Origin of the sequence: Streptomyces nogalater, from assembly GCF_039532885.1 — a bacterium.
GTDB classification, from domain to species: Bacteria; Actinomycetota; Actinomycetes; order Streptomycetales; family Streptomycetaceae; genus Streptomyces; species Streptomyces nogalater.
In genome coordinates this window covers 110642-126340 of the sequence record NZ_BAAASM010000031.1, presented here as the reverse complement: position 1 = coordinate 126340, position 15699 = coordinate 110642, and the positions used below count along the sequence as shown (strand labels likewise).

Annotated in this window: 16 protein-coding genes; 8 read left to right on the top strand and 8 right to left on the bottom strand. The window is 74.1% G+C overall.

The genetic code is table 11. From position 1 onward, the window contains the following. Positions 1 to 91: 91 nt before the first annotated feature. Positions 92 to 661, bottom strand: coding sequence for an ATP-binding protein (locus ABD350_RS21165; protein WP_344349801.1), 570 nt, complete (start codon positions 659 to 661; stop codon positions 92 to 94). Between the two features lie 321 nt (positions 662 to 982). After that, the gene (locus ABD350_RS21160; RefSeq protein ID WP_344349800.1) at positions 983 to 1360 is read right to left on the bottom strand and encodes an STAS domain-containing protein; all 378 of its coding nucleotides are present in this window, start codon (positions 1358 to 1360) and stop codon (positions 983 to 985) included. Between the two features lie 248 nt (positions 1361 to 1608). Between ABD350_RS21160 and ABD350_RS21155 the strand changes: the two genes are divergently transcribed. Continuing rightward, complete coding sequence (locus tag ABD350_RS21155) at positions 1609 to 2505, top strand: RNA polymerase sigma factor SigF (protein WP_344349799.1); 897 nt, start codon at positions 1609 to 1611, stop codon at positions 2503 to 2505. 106 nt (positions 2506 to 2611) lie between these two features. On the opposite strand, the gene hutI is transcribed toward ABD350_RS21155, so the two are convergent. The 4 genes from hutI to hutU are packed head-to-tail and all read right to left on the bottom strand — an operon-like array spanning position 2612 to position 8152. Then, positions 2612 to 3787: an imidazolonepropionase gene (hutI, locus tag ABD350_RS21150; RefSeq protein WP_344349798.1), complete on the bottom strand. Its 1176-nt coding sequence runs from the start codon at positions 3785 to 3787 to the stop codon at positions 2612 to 2614. Positions 3788 to 3807: 20 nt separating this feature from the next. Next, the gene (locus ABD350_RS21145; protein ID WP_344349797.1) at positions 3808 to 5145 is read right to left on the bottom strand and encodes a formimidoylglutamate deiminase; all 1338 of its coding nucleotides are present in this window, start codon (positions 5143 to 5145) and stop codon (positions 3808 to 3810) included. Then, positions 5142 to 6491: an allantoate amidohydrolase gene (locus ABD350_RS21140; protein ID WP_382466657.1), complete on the bottom strand. Its 1350-nt coding sequence runs from the start codon at positions 6489 to 6491 to the stop codon at positions 5142 to 5144. The genes ABD350_RS21145 and ABD350_RS21140 overlap by 4 nt, the downstream gene beginning before the upstream one ends. Then, positions 6488 to 8152: a urocanate hydratase gene (hutU, locus tag ABD350_RS21135; protein ID WP_344349795.1), complete on the bottom strand. Its 1665-nt coding sequence runs from the start codon at positions 8150 to 8152 to the stop codon at positions 6488 to 6490. Before hutU ends, ABD350_RS21140 begins: the two co-directional genes overlap by 4 nt. A 258-nt stretch (positions 8153 to 8410) precedes the next feature. On the opposite strand from hutU, the gene ABD350_RS21130 reads away from it, so the two are divergent. The 5 genes from ABD350_RS21130 (at position 8411) to ABD350_RS21110 (ending at position 12049) form a co-directional block, all read left to right on the top strand. Further along, positions 8411 to 9769 carry a type III PLP-dependent enzyme domain-containing protein gene (locus ABD350_RS21130; protein ID WP_344349857.1) on the top strand — a complete coding sequence of 453 codons (1359 nt, stop codon included), beginning with the start codon at positions 8411 to 8413 and terminating at the stop codon, positions 9767 to 9769. Positions 9770 to 9957: 188 nt separating this feature from the next. After that, entirely contained in the window at positions 9958 to 10341 is a 384-nt protein-coding gene (locus ABD350_RS21125) for a hypothetical protein (protein ID WP_344349794.1), read from the top strand. Then, a complete protein-coding gene (locus ABD350_RS21120) occupies positions 10338 to 11153 on the top strand; it encodes a transcriptional regulator (protein WP_344349793.1) in 816 nt (271 codons plus the stop codon). Before ABD350_RS21125 ends, ABD350_RS21120 begins: the two co-directional genes overlap by 4 nt. A gap of 31 nt (positions 11154 to 11184) precedes the next feature. Then, positions 11185 to 11664 carry a roadblock/LC7 domain-containing protein gene (locus ABD350_RS21115; RefSeq protein WP_344349792.1) on the top strand — a complete coding sequence of 160 codons (480 nt, stop codon included), beginning with the start codon at positions 11185 to 11187 and terminating at the stop codon, positions 11662 to 11664. 10 nt (positions 11665 to 11674) lie between these two features. Continuing rightward, a complete protein-coding gene (locus tag ABD350_RS21110; protein WP_344349791.1) occupies positions 11675 to 12049 on the top strand; it encodes a roadblock/LC7 domain-containing protein in 375 nt (124 codons plus the stop codon). A gap of 22 nt (positions 12050 to 12071) precedes the next feature. On the opposite strand, the gene ABD350_RS21105 is transcribed toward ABD350_RS21110, so the two are convergent. Then, positions 12072 to 12626, bottom strand: coding sequence for a hypothetical protein (locus tag ABD350_RS21105; protein WP_344349790.1), 555 nt, complete (start codon positions 12624 to 12626; stop codon positions 12072 to 12074). Between the two features lie 169 nt (positions 12627 to 12795). Beyond that, positions 12796 to 13638 carry a MurR/RpiR family transcriptional regulator gene (locus tag ABD350_RS21100; RefSeq protein ID WP_344349789.1) on the bottom strand — a complete coding sequence of 281 codons (843 nt, stop codon included), beginning with the start codon at positions 13636 to 13638 and terminating at the stop codon, positions 12796 to 12798. A gap of 130 nt (positions 13639 to 13768) precedes the next feature. Here ABD350_RS21100 and ABD350_RS21095 point away from each other — a divergent pair, with 130 nt between their 5' ends. Together ABD350_RS21095 and ABD350_RS21090 are read left to right on the top strand one after the other, a co-directional pair. Beyond that, the gene (locus ABD350_RS21095; protein ID WP_344349788.1) at positions 13769 to 15181 is read left to right on the top strand and encodes a purine-cytosine permease family protein; all 1413 of its coding nucleotides are present in this window, start codon (positions 13769 to 13771) and stop codon (positions 15179 to 15181) included. A 10-nt stretch (positions 15182 to 15191) separates the two neighbouring features. Beyond that, entirely contained in the window at positions 15192 to 15686 is a 495-nt protein-coding gene (locus ABD350_RS21090; protein ID WP_344349787.1) for a hypothetical protein, read from the top strand. Positions 15687 to 15699: the final 13 nt, after the last annotated feature.

The window sequence follows — 15699 nt, the reverse complement described above, 5'->3', positions numbered from 1 at the left end:
GCTGCCTGTCGGGCAGGAGGGGACGCCGCCTCCGGTCGGGCCCGGGCCCGTACCGGCTGCGGCGGGGGGGCGGGGTGGCCGTCGGCTGCCGTCAGGCCGGGGCGCCCAGTTCTGCCCACACCGTCTTGCCCGGCGTGCCGGTGACCCGGATGACGCCCCAGTCCAGGCACAGCCGCTGCACGATGAACATGCCGTGGCCGCCGGGCCGTCCGGCCCGGTGCGGGGTGCGTGGGGCCGGCTGGCCGGCGCCCCGGTCGGAGACCTCTATCCGGATCACCTTGTTGTCGCAGGTGAGCCGCAGTTCGTCGGGGCCCTCGGCGTGCAGGCAGGCGTTGGTGACCAGTTCGGAGACGACGAGCAGCACATCCTCGGCGGCGGCCCGCCGGTCGGCGGTGGCGGCGGGCAGCCAGCCCCACGCGTACAGCGCCTGGCGGGTGAAGTCGCGGGCGAGCGGGACGACCCCGCTCTCGCCTTCGAGGCGGAGTCTGCGCACCTGCCGCTCGCGGCTCCGCGGAGTGCCGTCGGTCGGCACGGACGGCACGGACGGCACGGCTGCCCCCGCGGCCGCGCCAACGGCCGGCGCGACCCCCTCGGACGCCCCGGAAGCGCCGCTGGGCTCCGGGCCGCGCTCGCCCGGCGAGTAAGGCCGGGTGGTGCTCATCAGCGCTTCACCTCACCGATTCACCAGTTCACGATTACAAAAGTCCGGTCAGCGGTCCGGACGGCACCGCTGCCCATGATCCGGTCGAGGGACCGGACGACGGGACCGGCCGCGTCGGCCGTCGCACCACCCGGGGGCCGGCCGCTCGTCCGCCGGACGCGCGTCCCGTGCGCGCCCCCCGCGTAGCGGCTGGGCCGTCCCCGCCTTCTTCTGCCCTCTCCTGCCCGACCGATCCCGGGGAACACCCCCGTGTTCGGGGTGACCCGCGCGACGCCCGCGGGGGCCGGGCACGGACCGGTCCGTACGGCAGGACACGGCGGCTCAGTCGGCACCGTCGGCCAGGGCGGCCTCCACGGAGTCGTGGACGGTGAAGACCGTCTCGGCCCCGGTGATTTCGAACACCCGGGCCACCACCGGCAGCATGCCGGCCAGGTGGACCCCGCCGCCGGCGGCGTCCGCCTTCAGCCGGGCGCCGAGCAGGACGTTCAGCCCCGTGGAGTCGCAGAACTCCAGGCGGGAGCAGTCCACGACGAGCCGTGTGAAGCCCTTGCCGAGCAGGTCGTCGAGGGGCTCACGCAGAAGATCGGCGGTGTGGTGGTCGAGCTCGCCCGCCGGTGTCACAACGGCGCTGGAGCCCTCTTCCCGCACCTCCACCAGAAGCCGGCCCGACTGTGCGCTGCCGACCGTCCCGTGGTCCATGCCGTCTCTCTCTCCCGAGGTCGTGGCTGCTGATGCCCTCGAACATTACGCCTTCCCTGCGCACTCCGACACCCGAACATCCGCACACAATCGGACATACCGCAACAGAACGCACTTGCGACTCGCTCGGTGCACCGGGTAGGGCTAGTAAGGACACACACCCCTACACGCCGGCTTTGGAGGCGCCGCACACCGCAGTGCACGTACTGGCTTCGGCAGCCATATGCCGAGAACGATGGAGGACACCCATGTCACCCCGGCTCGACGCATCGCATACCCCGATCGCGACGTCGACACCCCCACCGGTACAACTGGACCATCCCATCGATCCCCTGGACCCCTTCGAGGGACTCCCGGAGATCCCCCCTTACGACGAGATCGGCCCGGTCGACGCGCGGGCCCTGTCCAAGACCCTCTTCGAGCGGCTGGAGTCGCTGGAGGAAGGGACGTACGAGCACGCGTACGTCCGCAACACCCTCGTCGAGCTCAACCTCGCGCTCGTCAAGTTCGCCGCCTCCCGCTTCCGCTCCCGCAGCGAGCCGATGGAGGACATCATCCAGGTCGGCACCATCGGCCTGATCAAAGCCATCGACCGCTTCGAACTCTCCCGCGGTGTCGAGTTCCCCACTTTCGCGATGCCCACCATCATCGGCGAGATCAAGCGGTTCTTCCGTGACACCTCGTGGTCCGTGCGGGTCCCGCGCCGGCTCCAGGAGCTGCGTCTCGACCTCGCCAAGGCGGGCGACGAGCTGGCGCAGCAGCTGGACCGCGCGCCCACGGTCGCGGAACTCGCCGAACGCCTCGGCATCTCCAGCGAGGAGGTCGTCGAGGGCATGGCCGCCTCGAACGCCTACACCGCCTCCTCGCTGGACGCCCAGCCCGAGGAGGACGACACCGAGGGCGCGCTGGCGGACCGCATCGGCTACGAGGACCACGGGCTCGAAGGCATCGAGTACATCGAGTCCCTCAAGCCCCTGATCGCCTCGCTCCCGCCCCGGGACCGGAAGATCCTCTCCCTGCGCTTCGTGGCGAACATGACCCAGTCCGAGATCGGCGAGGAACTGGGCATCTCCCAGATGCACGTGTCCCGGCTGCTGTCGCGCACGCTGGTACGGCTGCGCAAGGGGCTGACCCTGGAGGAGTGATCCGCGCGGCACCGCGCGCACCGCGGTGAGCGGCCCGGCCCCTCCGGCCGGACCGCTCCTCGGGGCCGTCCGGCACGGGCCGGATCGTCCGGTGGTCGGTGGCCGGTCAGATCACGCGTACGCCCGCGCGCCACACCGCGTCGACCAGCGGCACGCCCGGGCGGTAGGCCAGGTGGACATGGCTCGGGGCGTCGAGCAGGAGCAGGTCCGCGCGGGCGCCCGGGGAGAGCCGGCCGATGTCGGTGCGGCGCAGGGCGGCGGCGCCGCCCGCCGTCGCCGACCAGACCGCCTCGTCCGGGGTCATCCGCATGTCGCGGACGGCCAGGGCGACGCAGAAGGGCACGGACGAGGTGTAGGACGAGCCCGGGTTGCAGTCGGTGGACAGGGCGACCGTCACGCCCGCGTCCAGTAGCCGACGGGCGTCCGGCCACTCGGCGCGGGTGGAGAACTCGGCGCCGGGCAGCAGCGTGGCGACCGTACGGCTGTGCGCCAGGGCGTCGACGTCCGCGTCCGTCAGGTGGGTGCAGTGGTCGGCGCTGGCCGCGTCCAGTTCCACGGCCAGCTGGACGCCGGGGCCATAGGAGAGCTGGTTGGCGTGGACGCGCGGGTGCAGGCCCTTCGCCTTGCCCGCCGTGAGGATGGCGCGGGCCTGGTCGCCGTCGAAGGCGCCCTTCTCGCAGAACACGTCGATCCAGCGGGCGTGCGGCGCGCAGGCGTCCAGCATCTCGCCGGTGACCAGGGCGACATAGGCCGCCGGGTCGTCGGCGTAGTCGGGGCTGACGACGTGCGCCCCGAGGTACGTCACCTCCTCGGTGTGCTGGGCGGCGAGGCGCAGGGCGCGGGCCTCGTCCTCGACCGTGAGGCCGTAGCCCGACTTGGTCTCGAACGTGGTCGTGCCCTGGCGCAGGGCCTCGGCGAGGTGGCGGGTGAGGTTCGCCTCCAGTTCCGCGTCGCTCGCGGCGCGGGTGGCCGCGACCGTGGTGCGGATGCCGCCCGCGGTGTAGGGGCGGCCGGACATGCGGGCGTTGAACTCCTGCGTCCGGTCACCGGCGAAGACCAGGTGGGAGTGGGAGTCCACGAAGCCCGGCAGCACCGCCCGGCCGCCCGCGTCGACCCGGTTGTCAGTGGCGGGTGCTTTGCTTGACTCACCGGTCCACACGATCCGGTCGCCGTCGATGACGACGGCCGCGTCCCGGACCAGACCGAGAGGGGAGCCGTCACCGAGGGAGGGATCGTTGGTGACCAGCGTGGCGATGTTGGTGATGACGGTGCTGCTGCTCATGGTGTCCTCGTGGGTGGTCGTCAGGCGCGGAGGGCTTCGACGGCCCGCGCCAGGGCTTGCGGCACATCGGGGACGAGCGTGTGCGCCCCGTCGCGTACGACCTGCCGGCCGCCCACGACCGTATGCCGCACGTCCGCCGCGCCCGCCGCGAATACGGCCGTCTCGGCGCCCAGCCGGGGCAGTGGTCCGGCCGTCCTGACCGAGTCCAGGGCGATCGTCGTCAGGTCGGCGAGCGCGCCGGGCTCGATGGTGCCGGCCTCGTCCCAGCCGAGGGCGGCGTGGCCGTCGGCGGTGGCGGCCCGCAGCAGGGCGGCGGCCGTCCAGTGGCCCCGGGTGCGGGTGCGCAGCCGCTCGTTCAGCTCCATCGCGCGCGCCTCTTCGAACAGGTCGATCACGGCGTGGCTGTCGGAGCCGAGGGAGAGCGGGGAGCCGGCCCGCTGGAGGGCGACGGCCGGGCCGATGCCGTCGGCCAGGTCCCGCTCGGTGGTGGGGCACATGCAGGTGCCGGTGCCCGAGCCGCCGAGCAGGGCGATGTCCTCCTCGGTGAGGTGGGTGTTGTGCACGCCGGTGGTGCGCGGCCCGAGGACACCGTGGTCGGCGAGCAGCCGGGTGGGGGTACGGCCGTGCGCGGCCAGGCAGGCCTCGTTCTCGGCGGTCTGCTCCGACAGGTGCACGTGCAGCGGGGCCCGCCGCTCCCCGGCCCACTGGGCCACGGTCGCCAACTGCCCGGCGGGCACGGCCCGTACGGAGTGGATCGCCGCCCCGATCCGCGCGTGATCCCGTTCCTTGAGAACTGCACAGCGTTCGGCCCAGTCCGCGGCACTGCCGTCGGAGAACCGCCTCTGGTGCGCGTTGGGCGGCTCCCCGAAGCCGGCGGAGAGGTAGCAGGTGTCGAGGAGGGTGATCCGGATGCCGGCCTCGGCGGCGGCCTCGATCAGCGCCTCGCCCATGGCGTTGGGGTCGGCGTAGCGGGTGCCGCCCGGGGCGTGGTGCACGTAGTGGAACTCGCCGACACAGGTGATGCCGGCGAGGGCCATCTCGGCGTACACCGCGCGGGCCAGGGCGTGGTAGCCGTCCGGGGTCAGGCGGTCGGCGACGGAGTACATCACCTCGCGCCAGGTCCAGAAAGTGCCGGAACCGACCTGAACGGTGCCGCGCAGGGCGCGGTGGAAAGCGTGCGAGTGGGCGTTGGCGAGCCCCGGCAGGGTCAGCCCGCGCAGCACCTCCGCGCCCGGCGGCGGGGCGTCCACGTCCGTGCGCACGGCGCTGATGCGGCCGTCGGCCACGTCCACGGCCACGCCCGGCTCGACGCGGTCGCCGAGCCAGGCGTGCTCCAGCCAGTAGGTTCCCTTGGTCACCGGCAGGCCAGCCCTTCCAGTACGTCGGCGAGCGCGCGCACCCCGGCCACGCAGTCGTCCTCGGCGGCGGACTCGGCCGGGGAGTGCGAGACACCCGTGGGGTTGCGCACGAACAGCATGGCGGTCGGGACGCTCCCGGAGAGGATCCCGGCGTCGTGTCCCGCTCCGGTGCCGAGGACGGGCACGGTCAGGCCGGTGTCCTTGCCGAGGATGCGGGCGAGTTCGTCGCGCAGGGCGTGGTCGAACTCGACCACCGGGGTGAAGGACTCCCGGACCACGTCGAGATCGATGCCGTGGGCGTCGGCGTACTCCCGGGCCGCCTTCTCGATGCCGCCCACCACCGTGTCCAGGGTGTCCTGGTCGGCGGCGCGGGAGTCGAGCCAGCCGCGCACCAGCGAGGGGATCGCGTTGACGCCGTTCGGTTCCACCACGATCTTGCCGAAGGTGGCGACGGCACCGGCGAGTCCGGCCTCGCGGCGGGCGGCGAGCACGGTCTCGGCGTACGACAGCATGGGGTCGCGCCGGTCCGCCAGCCGGGTGGTGCCGGCGTGGTTGGCCTCGCCCCGGAAGTCGAACCGCCACCGTCCGTGCGGCCAGATGGCGCTGGCGACGCCCACCTGGTCGCCGGACAGGTCCAGCGCCCGCCCCTGTTCGACGTGCAGCTCCACGAAGGCGCCGATCCGGGCCAGCCGTCCGGGGTCGGGCCCGATGGCCTCGGGGTCGTATCCGGCCGCCTCCATGGCGTGGGGCAGGCGGACCCCGTCGCCGTCGGTGAGCCGGTGCGCCTGCTCGACGGTCAGCTGCCCGGCGGTGAGCCGTGACCCGACACAGGCGAGCCCGAACCGGGCCCCCTCCTCGTCACCGAAGTTGACGATGGCGAGCGGCTTGGCGAACTCCACACCCCGGCCGCGCAGTTCGTCCAGCGCGGCGAAGGAGGAGACCACGCCGAGGGGCCCGTCGAAGGCCCCGCCGTCCGGCACCGAGTCCAGGTGCGAGCCGGTGACGACGGCGTTCCCGGCGGCCGGGTCCCCCAGCCAGGCCCACTGGTTCCCGTTCCGGTCGACCTCGTACGCCAGCCCGCGCGCCGCGGCCTGCTCCCTGAACCAGTCCCGGCACTCGGCATCGGCCCCGGTCCAGGCGTAGCGCCGGTAGCCACCGGAGTCCGGGTGCCGCCCGATGGGCAGCAGTTCGCGCCACATCTCCTGGAAGGAGGCGCCGCGTACCGGCTGTGGGTCCTCTCCCCGCCCGGGCCGCGGGCCGTCGCCCGGCGCAGCGGCACCCGCGGGCGGCGACGAGAGGCCGGCCCCCACCGGAGGGCCGCCGCGCCCGCCCTGACCCGCCGTCACGCCTCGTCACCCTCACGCATGGGCACCCGGACCCCCCGCTCCCCCGCGACGGACTCGGCGATGTCGTACCCGGCGTCCACATGCCGGATGACGCCCATGCCGGGGTCGTTGGTGAGAACGCGCCGGATCTTCTCGCCGCCCAGCCTGGTGCCGTCGGCCACCGTCACCTGACCCGCGTGGATGGACCGCCCCATCCCCACGCCGCCACCGTGGTGGATGGACACCCAGGACGCGCCCGAGGCCACGTTGACCATGGCGTTCAGCAGCGGCCAGTCGGCGATCGCGTCGGACCCGTCGAGCATGGCCTCGGTCTCGCGGTACGGCGAGGCGACCGACCCGCAGTCCAGGTGGTCCCGCCCGATGGCCAGCGGCGCGGCCAGCTCCCCGCTCGCGACCATGTCGTTGAACCGCTCGCCGGCCTTGTCCCGCTCGCCGTAGCCGAGCCAGCAGATGCGCGCGGGCAGGCCCTGGAAGTGGACGCGTTCGCCGGCCATCCTGATCCAGCGGGCCAGGGACTCGTTCTCCGGGAACAGGTCCAGGATCGCCTTGTCGGTCTTGGCGATGTCGGCCGGGTCGCCGGACAGCGCGGCCCAGCGGAAGGGGCCCTTGCCCTCGCAGAACAGCGGGCGGATGTAGGCGGGGACGAAGCCGGGGAAGGCGAACGCCCGGTCGTAGCCGGCGAGTTCGGCCTCGCCCCGGATGGAGTTGCCGTAGTCGAAGACCTCGGCGCCGGCGTCCAGGAAGCCGACCATGGCCTCCACGTGCCGGGCCATGGACTCGCGGGCACGGGTGGTGAAGCCGGCCGGGTCCTTCGCCGCCTCGTCGGCCATGTCCTCGAAGGCCACGCCGGCCGGGAGGTACGACAGCGGATCGTGGGCGGAGGTCTGGTCGGTGACGATGTCGATGGGGGCGTTCATGGCGAGCAGCTGCGGGACCAGCTCGGCCGCGTTGCCGAGGACGCCGATGGACAGCGGGCGGCGGGCGTCGCGGGCCTGAACCGCCAGCTGGAGCGCGTGGTCGAGGGAGTCGGCCCTGACGTCGAGGTAACGGTGCTCGATGCGGCGCTCGATGGCGCGCGGGTCGCAGTCGATACAGATCGCGACGCCGTCGTTCATGGTGACGGCGAGCGGCTGGGCGCCGCCCATGCCGCCGAGGCCGGCGGTCAGCGTGATGGTCCCGGCGAGCGTGCCGCCGAACTTCTTCGCGGCGACGGCGGAGAAGGTCTCGTAGGTGCCCTGGAGGATGCCCTGGGTGCCGATGTAGATCCAGGAGCCGGCGGTCATCTGGCCGTACATGGTCAGGCCGAGGGCCTCCAGGCGGCGGAACTCCTCCCAGTTGGCCCAGTCGCCGACGAGGTTGGAGTTGGCGATGAGGACGCGCGGGGCCCACTCGTGGGTCCGCATCACACCGACCGGGCGGCCGGACTGGACCAGCATGGTCTCGTCCTGCTTGAGGGTCTTCAGGGTGCGGACCATGGCGTCGAAGGAGCGCCAGTCGCGGGCGGCCTTGCCGGTGCCGCCGTAGACGACGAGCTTGTCGGGGTGCTCGGCGACCTCGGGGTCGAGGTTGTTCTGCAGCATGCGCAGGGCGGCTTCCTGCTGCCATCCCAGGGCGCTGAGTTCCGTGCCGCGCGGTGCTCGTACGGGGCGGGGTCCCGACATCTCTGTCTCCTCCTATGCCTACGACTATTCACATCCTGTAGGTCTGAATAGAGCTAGTCAATACATGGCGCGGTCCGGTCCGGGCGTGGCGGGTATCCCGCTGGTGACACCGGAAAGCCGGGGACAGCAGGCCGGGACAGGACGGAGAGGCGCGTGAAGGACGCCGGGGCCGCGCGGAACATCCGGGGCACACAGGAGCAGGGGGCCGCCGTACAGGGCCACGGGGTCGTACGGCAGCCCGGGGGCGTACGGCAGCCCGTGCACGAGGCCCGGGTGCGGGCGGCCCGGCGGGACCGGGCGGTGCGGGCGGCCGTGGAGCAGGGGCTGCTGGGGCCGGACGCGGCCGTGGTGGGGCTGCTGGACGTCACCGGCATCCGGGAGTCGGCGGCGGCGCTGCGGGCGGCGTTCGGGGCGGTCGTGGCGCCGGGGACGCCGGTGCTGCACGCCTTCGCGGTGAAGGCGTGCCCGCTGGTGCCGGTGGTGCGGCTGCTGCACACGGCGGGTCTGGGCGCGGAGGTGGCGAGCCCCGGGGAGCTGGCGCTGGCCCGGGCGGCGGGGGTGCCGGCCGCGCGGACGGTGCTGGACTCGCCGGCGAAGACCCCGGCGGAGCTGCGCGAGGCCCTCGCCCTCGGTGTCGCCGTCAACGCGGACAACCCGCAGGAGCTGGACCGGCTCGACGCGCTGGTGCGCGCCTTCCCCTCCCGGTCCCCGCTCGGCCTCCGGGTCAATCCTCAGATCGGCAACGGCACCATCGGAGCGACCTCGACGGCGACCCGGACCTCGAAGTTCGGGGTGGCCCTGCGGGACGAGGGGGCGCGCGCCTGGGTCGTGGAGGCGTACACGCGGCGGCCGTGGCTGACCCGGCTGCACACGCACACCGGCTCGCAGGGCATCCCGCTGCCGCTGCTGGCCCAGGGGGTGGCGGAGGTCTACGCGCTCGCCGAGGAGATCAACGCCGCCGCCGGGCGCCGCCAGGTGGACACCGTCGACATCGGCGGCGGGCTGCCGGTGGACCCCGCCTCGGAGGAGACGGCGCCGACGTACGCGCAGTACGCGCGGCTGCTGGCCGCGCGGGTGCCGGGGCTGTTCGACGGGCGGTACGGGCTGGTGACCGAGTTCGGGCGGTCGCTGCTGGCCCGGCACGGGGCGGTGGTGGCCCGGGTGGAGTACACCAAGCACGCCGGCGGGCGGCGGATCGCGGTGACGCACGCGGGCGCGCAGGTGGCGGCGCGGACGGTGTACGCGCCGGACGCGTGGCCGCTCAGGATCGCCGCGTACGACGCCGAAGGGCGGCCGAAGACGGGTCCGGGGGCCGTGCAGGACATCGCGGGACCGGCCTGCTTCGCGGGCGACCTGCTCGCCGAGGGGCGCGCGCTGCCCCCGCTGGAGCAGGGCGACTACGCGGTGGCGCTGGACACGGGGGCGTACTGCTTCGCCCACCACTACGCCTACAACTCCCTCGTCCGGCCGGGGATCTACGGCTACGCCCCCGACGGGTACGGCGGCACGGCCTTCGCGACCGTGCGGCGTGCCCAGACCGTCGCCGAGGTGGTGGCCGAGTCCGGCGGAGCGCACGCGTCCGCGCTCACCACCCTCCACGCCCCCCGGAGCCGTTGACGCGCCCGGCCGCCGGTGGGCCGTCGGTCGAACACGTGGATCAACGGCCGTGGAACACAGGCCAGTTGACCAACACTAGTACGTAGGACGCATGTTCCATCGGAAAATGCCAAAGGCCCCACCTCCCGCACACACGTTGCGTAGTGTCGGCGTCACTCAGCCGGAGTCCCAGGCGGGAGGAAGCCACGGTGCCCGGAATCGACGAGTGCTTACTGGAAGCGATGCGCCTGCCCGGTGCCCGGGGGGCCGCGCTGGTGGACTGGACGAGCGGGCTGGCCCTCGGCACGGTCGGCGAGGCCCCCGGCGGCGACCACGAGACGAGTGCCGCGGAGGCCGCCGAACTGGCCCGGCTGGCCGCCGAGCACGGCACCTTCGCCACGGCCCGCGAGGGGCTGCCGCCCGTGGAGGACCTGATCGTCAGCAACGGTGACAGCTACCACCTGCTGCGGTTCGTGGACACCTCCTTCGACAGCAGCGTGTTCCTGCACCTGTGGCTCGGCCGCGAGGAGGGCAACCTCGCGCTCGCCCGGATCCGGCTCGGCGACATGGCCGCCCGCCTGGTGCTGGGATGACCATGGTCCGGATCCCTCCGCCGGCCCTGCCGGTGCGGGACAGGCGGGCCGCGCGCGCCCTGTCCCCGATGCTGACCCGGCTCGCCGAGGAACGGGCCACCGGCGTCCTGGTCCGCGAACACGGCGTCCTGCACCTCGCCGAGGGCCGGGTGGTGCACGCCGAGAGCCCCCTCGCCCCGGATCTCGGCGTGCTCCTCACGGCCCACGGCACCCTCGCGGCCGCCGCCTGGCAGCGGGCCGCCGCCCGGGCACCGGACCCCGCGCACGCGGCGGAGCTGCTGCTGCGCTCCGGGGTGCTGCCCACCGGCGCGCTGGAACTGTGCCATCTCGACGCGCTGTACGACGCCGGGTACTTCGCGCTGGCGCCGAGCGGCACCCCGGGCCGGTTCCGGTACGGCCCCGGGCCCCGGCTCGGCCCGCTGCCCTCGGTGCCGGTGGTCGCGCTGGAGCACGAGACGCTGCGCCGCCGGCTGCTGCTGCACCGGCTGTGGCCGGACCCGGCCGCCGACAGCGCCCCGCTGATCCGCGCCGACCCGGCGCCCGGCCCCGCCCCCGCCGCGCCGGTCACCCCCCGGCAGCGGGCCGTCCTGGACCGCGTGGACGGCGTCCGCACGGCCGCCGGCCTGGCCCGGGACCTGGGCCGGCAGGCCTTCCACACCCTGGTCGACGTCCGCCGGCTCACGGCGGCCGGATGGATCGCGCCGGTGCCCGCGGACCCCGCCCCGCCCCCCGCGCCACCGCCCCGCCCGACCGCCACCGACCCCGACATCGCGCTGCTGAAGAGGCTCAGGGATGCGCTGGAGGCGCTTTGAACGGCACCGCCCCGCCGAGAGGAGACAGCTGATGGTGACCGAGGACGACCTGCGGAGCGTGCTGGCCGAACTGCACCGGCTGCGCACCCGGGTCCCGCAGCTCACCGGCGCCCTCGCGGCCGGCGTCGACGGCCTCGTCATCGCCCACGACACCCCCGGCGTGGACCCCGAGGGCCTGGCCGCACTCACCGCCGCCGCGCTCGGGGTCGCCGTACGGACCGCCGACGCCACCGGCCAGGGGGCCCTGCGGGAGCTGCTGGTGCGCGGCGAGCGCGGCTATGTCGCCACCTACGCGGCCGGCCGCACCGCCGTGCTGACGCTGCTCGCCCAGGACCGGGTCAACGTGGGCCGGCTGCATCTGGAGGGCCGCCGGGCCGGCGCCCGCGTCGGGGAGCTGCTGGACGCCGCCGAGGCCGTACGCCCGCTCCCCGGCACCACCCCCGCACGCCCCCCGGGCCCCCGCGCGCCGCGCACCACGGCCGCCGAGGCCCGCACCGCAACCGACAGCTGAGAGGACCCCCATGTCCGACACCGGAACCGCGCTGAAGCAGGCCCTCACCACCATCGCGGGCGCCACCGGCGCCGCGCTGGTCGACTACACCAGCGGGATGGCGCTGGGCACGATGGGCGACAGCGCGAGCTTCGACCTGAACGTGGCCGCCGCCGGCAACACCGACGTGGTCCGCGCCAAGATGCGCACGATGGAACTCCTCGGCCTCAAGGGCGAGATCGAGGACATCCTGATCACCCTGACGGACCAGTACCACCTGATCCGCCTGCTCAAGGGCCGTGGCGGCAACGGTCTGTTCCTGTACCTGGTCCTGGACTCCTCCCGGGCCAATCTGGCGATGGCCCGGCACCAGCTGCGCAGGATCGAGGAGGAGCTGGAGGTCTGACGCCGGCCCGGACCGGTACGGCTCAGACCAGTGCCGGGGTACGGCGGCGGGCCCCGCCCGGGGCCGCGTCGCCGGCCGCGACGCCCGTGGCCCGCAGGCTCTTGACGGCCTTGCCCGCCGGGCTCCCGCCGCCGGGGCCGAGCCAGTCGACGCGCACCCACAGCAGGGCCTCGGCGGACCGCTCCAGCCGTCCGATCCAGGCGGCCTTCAGCCACAGCCCGGCGCCGAGCCCGGCCAGCAGCAGCCCGCCGGCCACGGGCACCGCGAACGCGGAGCCGAGCGCGAGCGCCCAGCCCAGCAGCAGCCACCAGCGGTGCCCCCGGCGCCAGGCGCGCACGGTCACCGCGCGGTCCTGGAGCACGTCGTACTTGCCCGCGCGGGCCGCCCCGCGGGCGAGCGCCGCGTACCGGCCCCGGCGGGCGAGCAGCACACCGGCCGCGCCGAGCAGGAACAGCGCCGCCCCGGCCAGTACCCCGATCCGCCGCCCGGTCAGTCCCTCGGGCACGGCCCCGGTCCCGGCCGCGACCAGCCCGAGCCACCACAGCGGCGCGGCGCCCGCCCGTACCACGACGGCCACCCGCGCCAGTCCCTGCCCGCCACGTCCTCCGCGTCCTCCGCGCGCCACGTCAGCCTCCCGTGTCACGTGTCCACAGCGCTTGTGTCTCGCTGGGGAAGCTAATAGCAGAACGTGAGACGAATCTGAGAGCGGCGGGGCCCGGTCACCCGGCTCACCCGGCTCACCCGGCTCACTCCACGAACAGCCCCCGGGCCGCCGCCTTGGCGTCGAACTCCTCCAGCCGGGCCTGGGCGTCCGGCAGGTCGTCGCACAGCGCCTCCAGCAGCACCCGGCCGAGCAGCATCGGCGCGCACGCGGTGTCGAAGGCGAGCCCGGTGCCGACGGCGGCGGGCAGCAGCAGGTCGGAGTACTTGGCGACCGGCGCGAACGCCGAGTCGGCGACCGTGACCACGGTCAGGCCCGCGTCCTTGGCGTAGGCGAGGGTGTCCACGACCTCGCGCGGGTGCCGGGGCAGCGCGAAGCACAGCAGGGCGGTGGCGCCGGCCCGGACGGCGGCGTCGATCCGGTCCTGGATCATCGTGCCGCCCTCGTGGAGCAGCCGGACGTCCGGGTGGACCTTGGCGGCGAAGTAGGCGAAGCCGTAGGCCTGGGAGGCGGCGGCGCGCAGGCCCAGCACCGGCAGGGGGCGGGAGGCGGCGAGGATCCGGCCGGCCCGCTGCACCGGGCGCGGGTCGGCGAGCAGTTCGGCGAGGTGCCTGAGGTTCTCGATCTCGGCCTCGACGGCCTGCTGGTACTCGTTGTAGGCGCCGTCGCCCGCGGCCGGTTCGGCCGGGACGACCTCGCGCAGGTGCCGGCGCAGGGCGGGGTAGCCGTCGAAGCCGAGGGCGACGGCGAACCGGGTCACCGACGGCTGGCTGACCCCGGCCAGTTCGGCCAGCTCCACACTGGACAGAAAGGGCACGTCGGCGGCCCGGCGCACCATGCTGTGCGCGATGCGGCGCTGGGTCGGCGTGAGCCGGTGGCCCTCGAAGAGCGCCTGCAACCGGTTCGCAGAGCTGTCGCTCGCGCTCATGCGGTACTCCCCCTCCAGATCTCCTCGACGCCCCGGGAGAGTACAGCGCCGGGGCATTGACAAACACCGGCCGCCTATTCAGACAGTGTGTCGCTGCATACCGTTATACAGCCCGGTGTGGGGAGAACGCATGGCACAGTTCGTGGAATCGCGCTCCATCGACGTCGTCCCGGACGAGGAACGGCACGGCAGGGCCTTCGGCCAGTTCACGCTGTGGCTGGGGGCCAACCTCCAGATCACGGCCGTCGTCACCGGCGCCCTCGCGGTCGTCTTCGGCGGTGACGTGGTCTGGTCGGTGCTCGGGCTGCTGCTCGGCAATCTGCTCGGCGGCGCGGTGATGGCCCTGCACTCCGCGCAGGGCCCGCGCCTGGGCCTGCCGCAGATGATCCAGTCGCGGGCCCAGTTCGGGGTGCGCGGGGCGGTCGTCCCGCTGCTGCTGGTGGTCGTGATGTACATCGGCTTCTTCGCCTCCGGCAGCGTGCTCGCCGGACAGGCGGTGGGCGAGCTGACCCACACGGACGACACCACCGGGATCCTCGTCTTCGCCGCCGTCACGGGGGTCATCGCGACCGCCGGGTACCGGGTCGTGCACGCCCTCGGCCGGGTGGCGAGCACGGTGTGCGCGCTCGCCTTCGTCTACCTCGCCGTACGCCTCCTGGAGCGCGCCGACACCTCCGCGCTGCTGCACGACGCGCACTTCTCACTGCCGCTGTTCCTGCTGGCGGTGTCCCTGTCGGCGTCCTGGCAGCTGGCGTTCGGGCCGTACGTGGCCGACTACTCCCGCTATCTGCCGCGTACGACGTCCGCCAAGGCGACCTTCTGGTGGACGCTGTCCGGCTCGGCGCTGGGCTCGCAGTGGTCGATGACCTTCGGGGTGCTGGTCGCGGCCACGGCCGGGGAGGAGTTCCTGGACAGCCAGGTCGGCTATGTGGTCGGCCTCGGCGGCACCGGCCTGGTCGCGTCCTTCCTGTACTTCGTCATCGCGCTCGGCAAGCTCACCGTCAACGTCCTCAACACCTACGGCGGTTTCATGTCGCTGGTGACCGGCGTGAGCGGCCTGTGCGGGCAGCGCCGGCTGTCCCGGGCGGGCCGGACGGCGTACATCGCGCTGGTGATGGCGGCGGGCACCGCGGTGGCCCTGCTGGGCAAGGACGGCTTCCTGTCCTCCTTCAAGGACTTCCTGCTGTTCCTGCTGACGTTCTTCACGCCCTGGTCGGCGATCAACCTGGTCGACTACTACCTGATCTCCAAGGAGCGCTACGACCTAGCGGCCCTCGCCGACCCGCACGGTCGCTACGGCGCCTGGCGCTTCGACGCCCTCGCGGTGTACGCGGCCGGCCTGCTGGCCCAGCTGCCGTTCCTCGCCACCGGCTTCTACACCGGCCCGCTGGTGGACCCGCTCGGCGGCGCCGACGTCTCCTGGATCGTCGGCCTGGCCGTGCCGGCGCTGCTGTACCGGCTCGTCGCCCGCCGGACCCCGCCGGCCGACCCGGCCCCGGAAAGGGGGGCCGGCACCAGTGCGGTGGAGCCCACGGCTCCCTAGGCTGACCGCCATGGACACTCGCGATCCGCGCGACACCGGCCCCGGGGAGGGCACCGCTCCCCGTCGGAATCCCGGCCTCGGGAAGGACCCCGGCCTCGGGAAGGACCCCGACCTCAGGAGGGAGCTGGACGCGACCGTGCGGGCCCGCGCGGAGCTGGGCGACGAGTACGACTCCGCCCTGGCGGAGTCGTTCCTGGAACGGGTCGAGCAGCGGATCGACGACGCGGTGGACCGCCGGGTGCGCCGGCAACTGGCCGAACGGCGGCTGGCCGACGCCCGCACGGCCCGGACGCCGGGAACAGCCGGCTCCTGGGCCGAGCGGTACGGCTTCGCGCTGATCACGCTGGTCCTGGCGATCCCGCTGTCCGCGGTCGCGGGCGGCATGGCCGGGCTGTCCGGGCTGGTGGTCGCCTGGCTCGGCATCGTCGGCGTCAACGCGGCGCAGGCCGTACGCCCGAACCGGGAACCCCCGGCCGGCCGCGAGCGCCCCGCGCCCGAGGAGTGACCCGCCCCGGAGG

Coding starts and splice junctions, on each gene's coding strand:
- ABD350_RS21160 (WP_344349800.1), bottom strand. CDS start 1,360: ATGGACCACGGGACGGTCGGCAGCGCACAGTCGGGCCGGCTTCTGGTG.
- ABD350_RS21090 (WP_344349787.1), top strand. CDS start 15,192: ATGGACACTCGCGATCCGCGCGACACCGGCCCCGGGGAGGGCACCGCT.
- ABD350_RS21120 (WP_344349793.1), top strand. CDS start 10,338: ATGACCATGGTCCGGATCCCTCCGCCGGCCCTGCCGGTGCGGGACAGG.
- ABD350_RS21095 (WP_344349788.1), top strand. CDS start 13,769: ATGGCACAGTTCGTGGAATCGCGCTCCATCGACGTCGTCCCGGACGAG.
- ABD350_RS21100 (WP_344349789.1), bottom strand. CDS start 13,638: ATGAGCGCGAGCGACAGCTCTGCGAACCGGTTGCAGGCGCTCTTCGAG.
- ABD350_RS21115 (WP_344349792.1), top strand. CDS start 11,185: ATGGTGACCGAGGACGACCTGCGGAGCGTGCTGGCCGAACTGCACCGG.
- hutU (WP_344349795.1), bottom strand. CDS start 8,152: ATGTCGGGACCCCGCCCCGTACGAGCACCGCGCGGCACGGAACTCAGC.
- ABD350_RS21110 (WP_344349791.1), top strand. CDS start 11,675: ATGTCCGACACCGGAACCGCGCTGAAGCAGGCCCTCACCACCATCGCG.
- ABD350_RS21165 (WP_344349801.1), bottom strand. CDS start 661: ATGAGCACCACCCGGCCTTACTCGCCGGGCGAGCGCGGCCCGGAGCCC.
- ABD350_RS21155 (WP_344349799.1), top strand. CDS start 1,609: ATGTCACCCCGGCTCGACGCATCGCATACCCCGATCGCGACGTCGACA.
- hutI (WP_344349798.1), bottom strand. CDS start 3,787: ATGAGCAGCAGCACCGTCATCACCAACATCGCCACGCTGGTCACCAAC.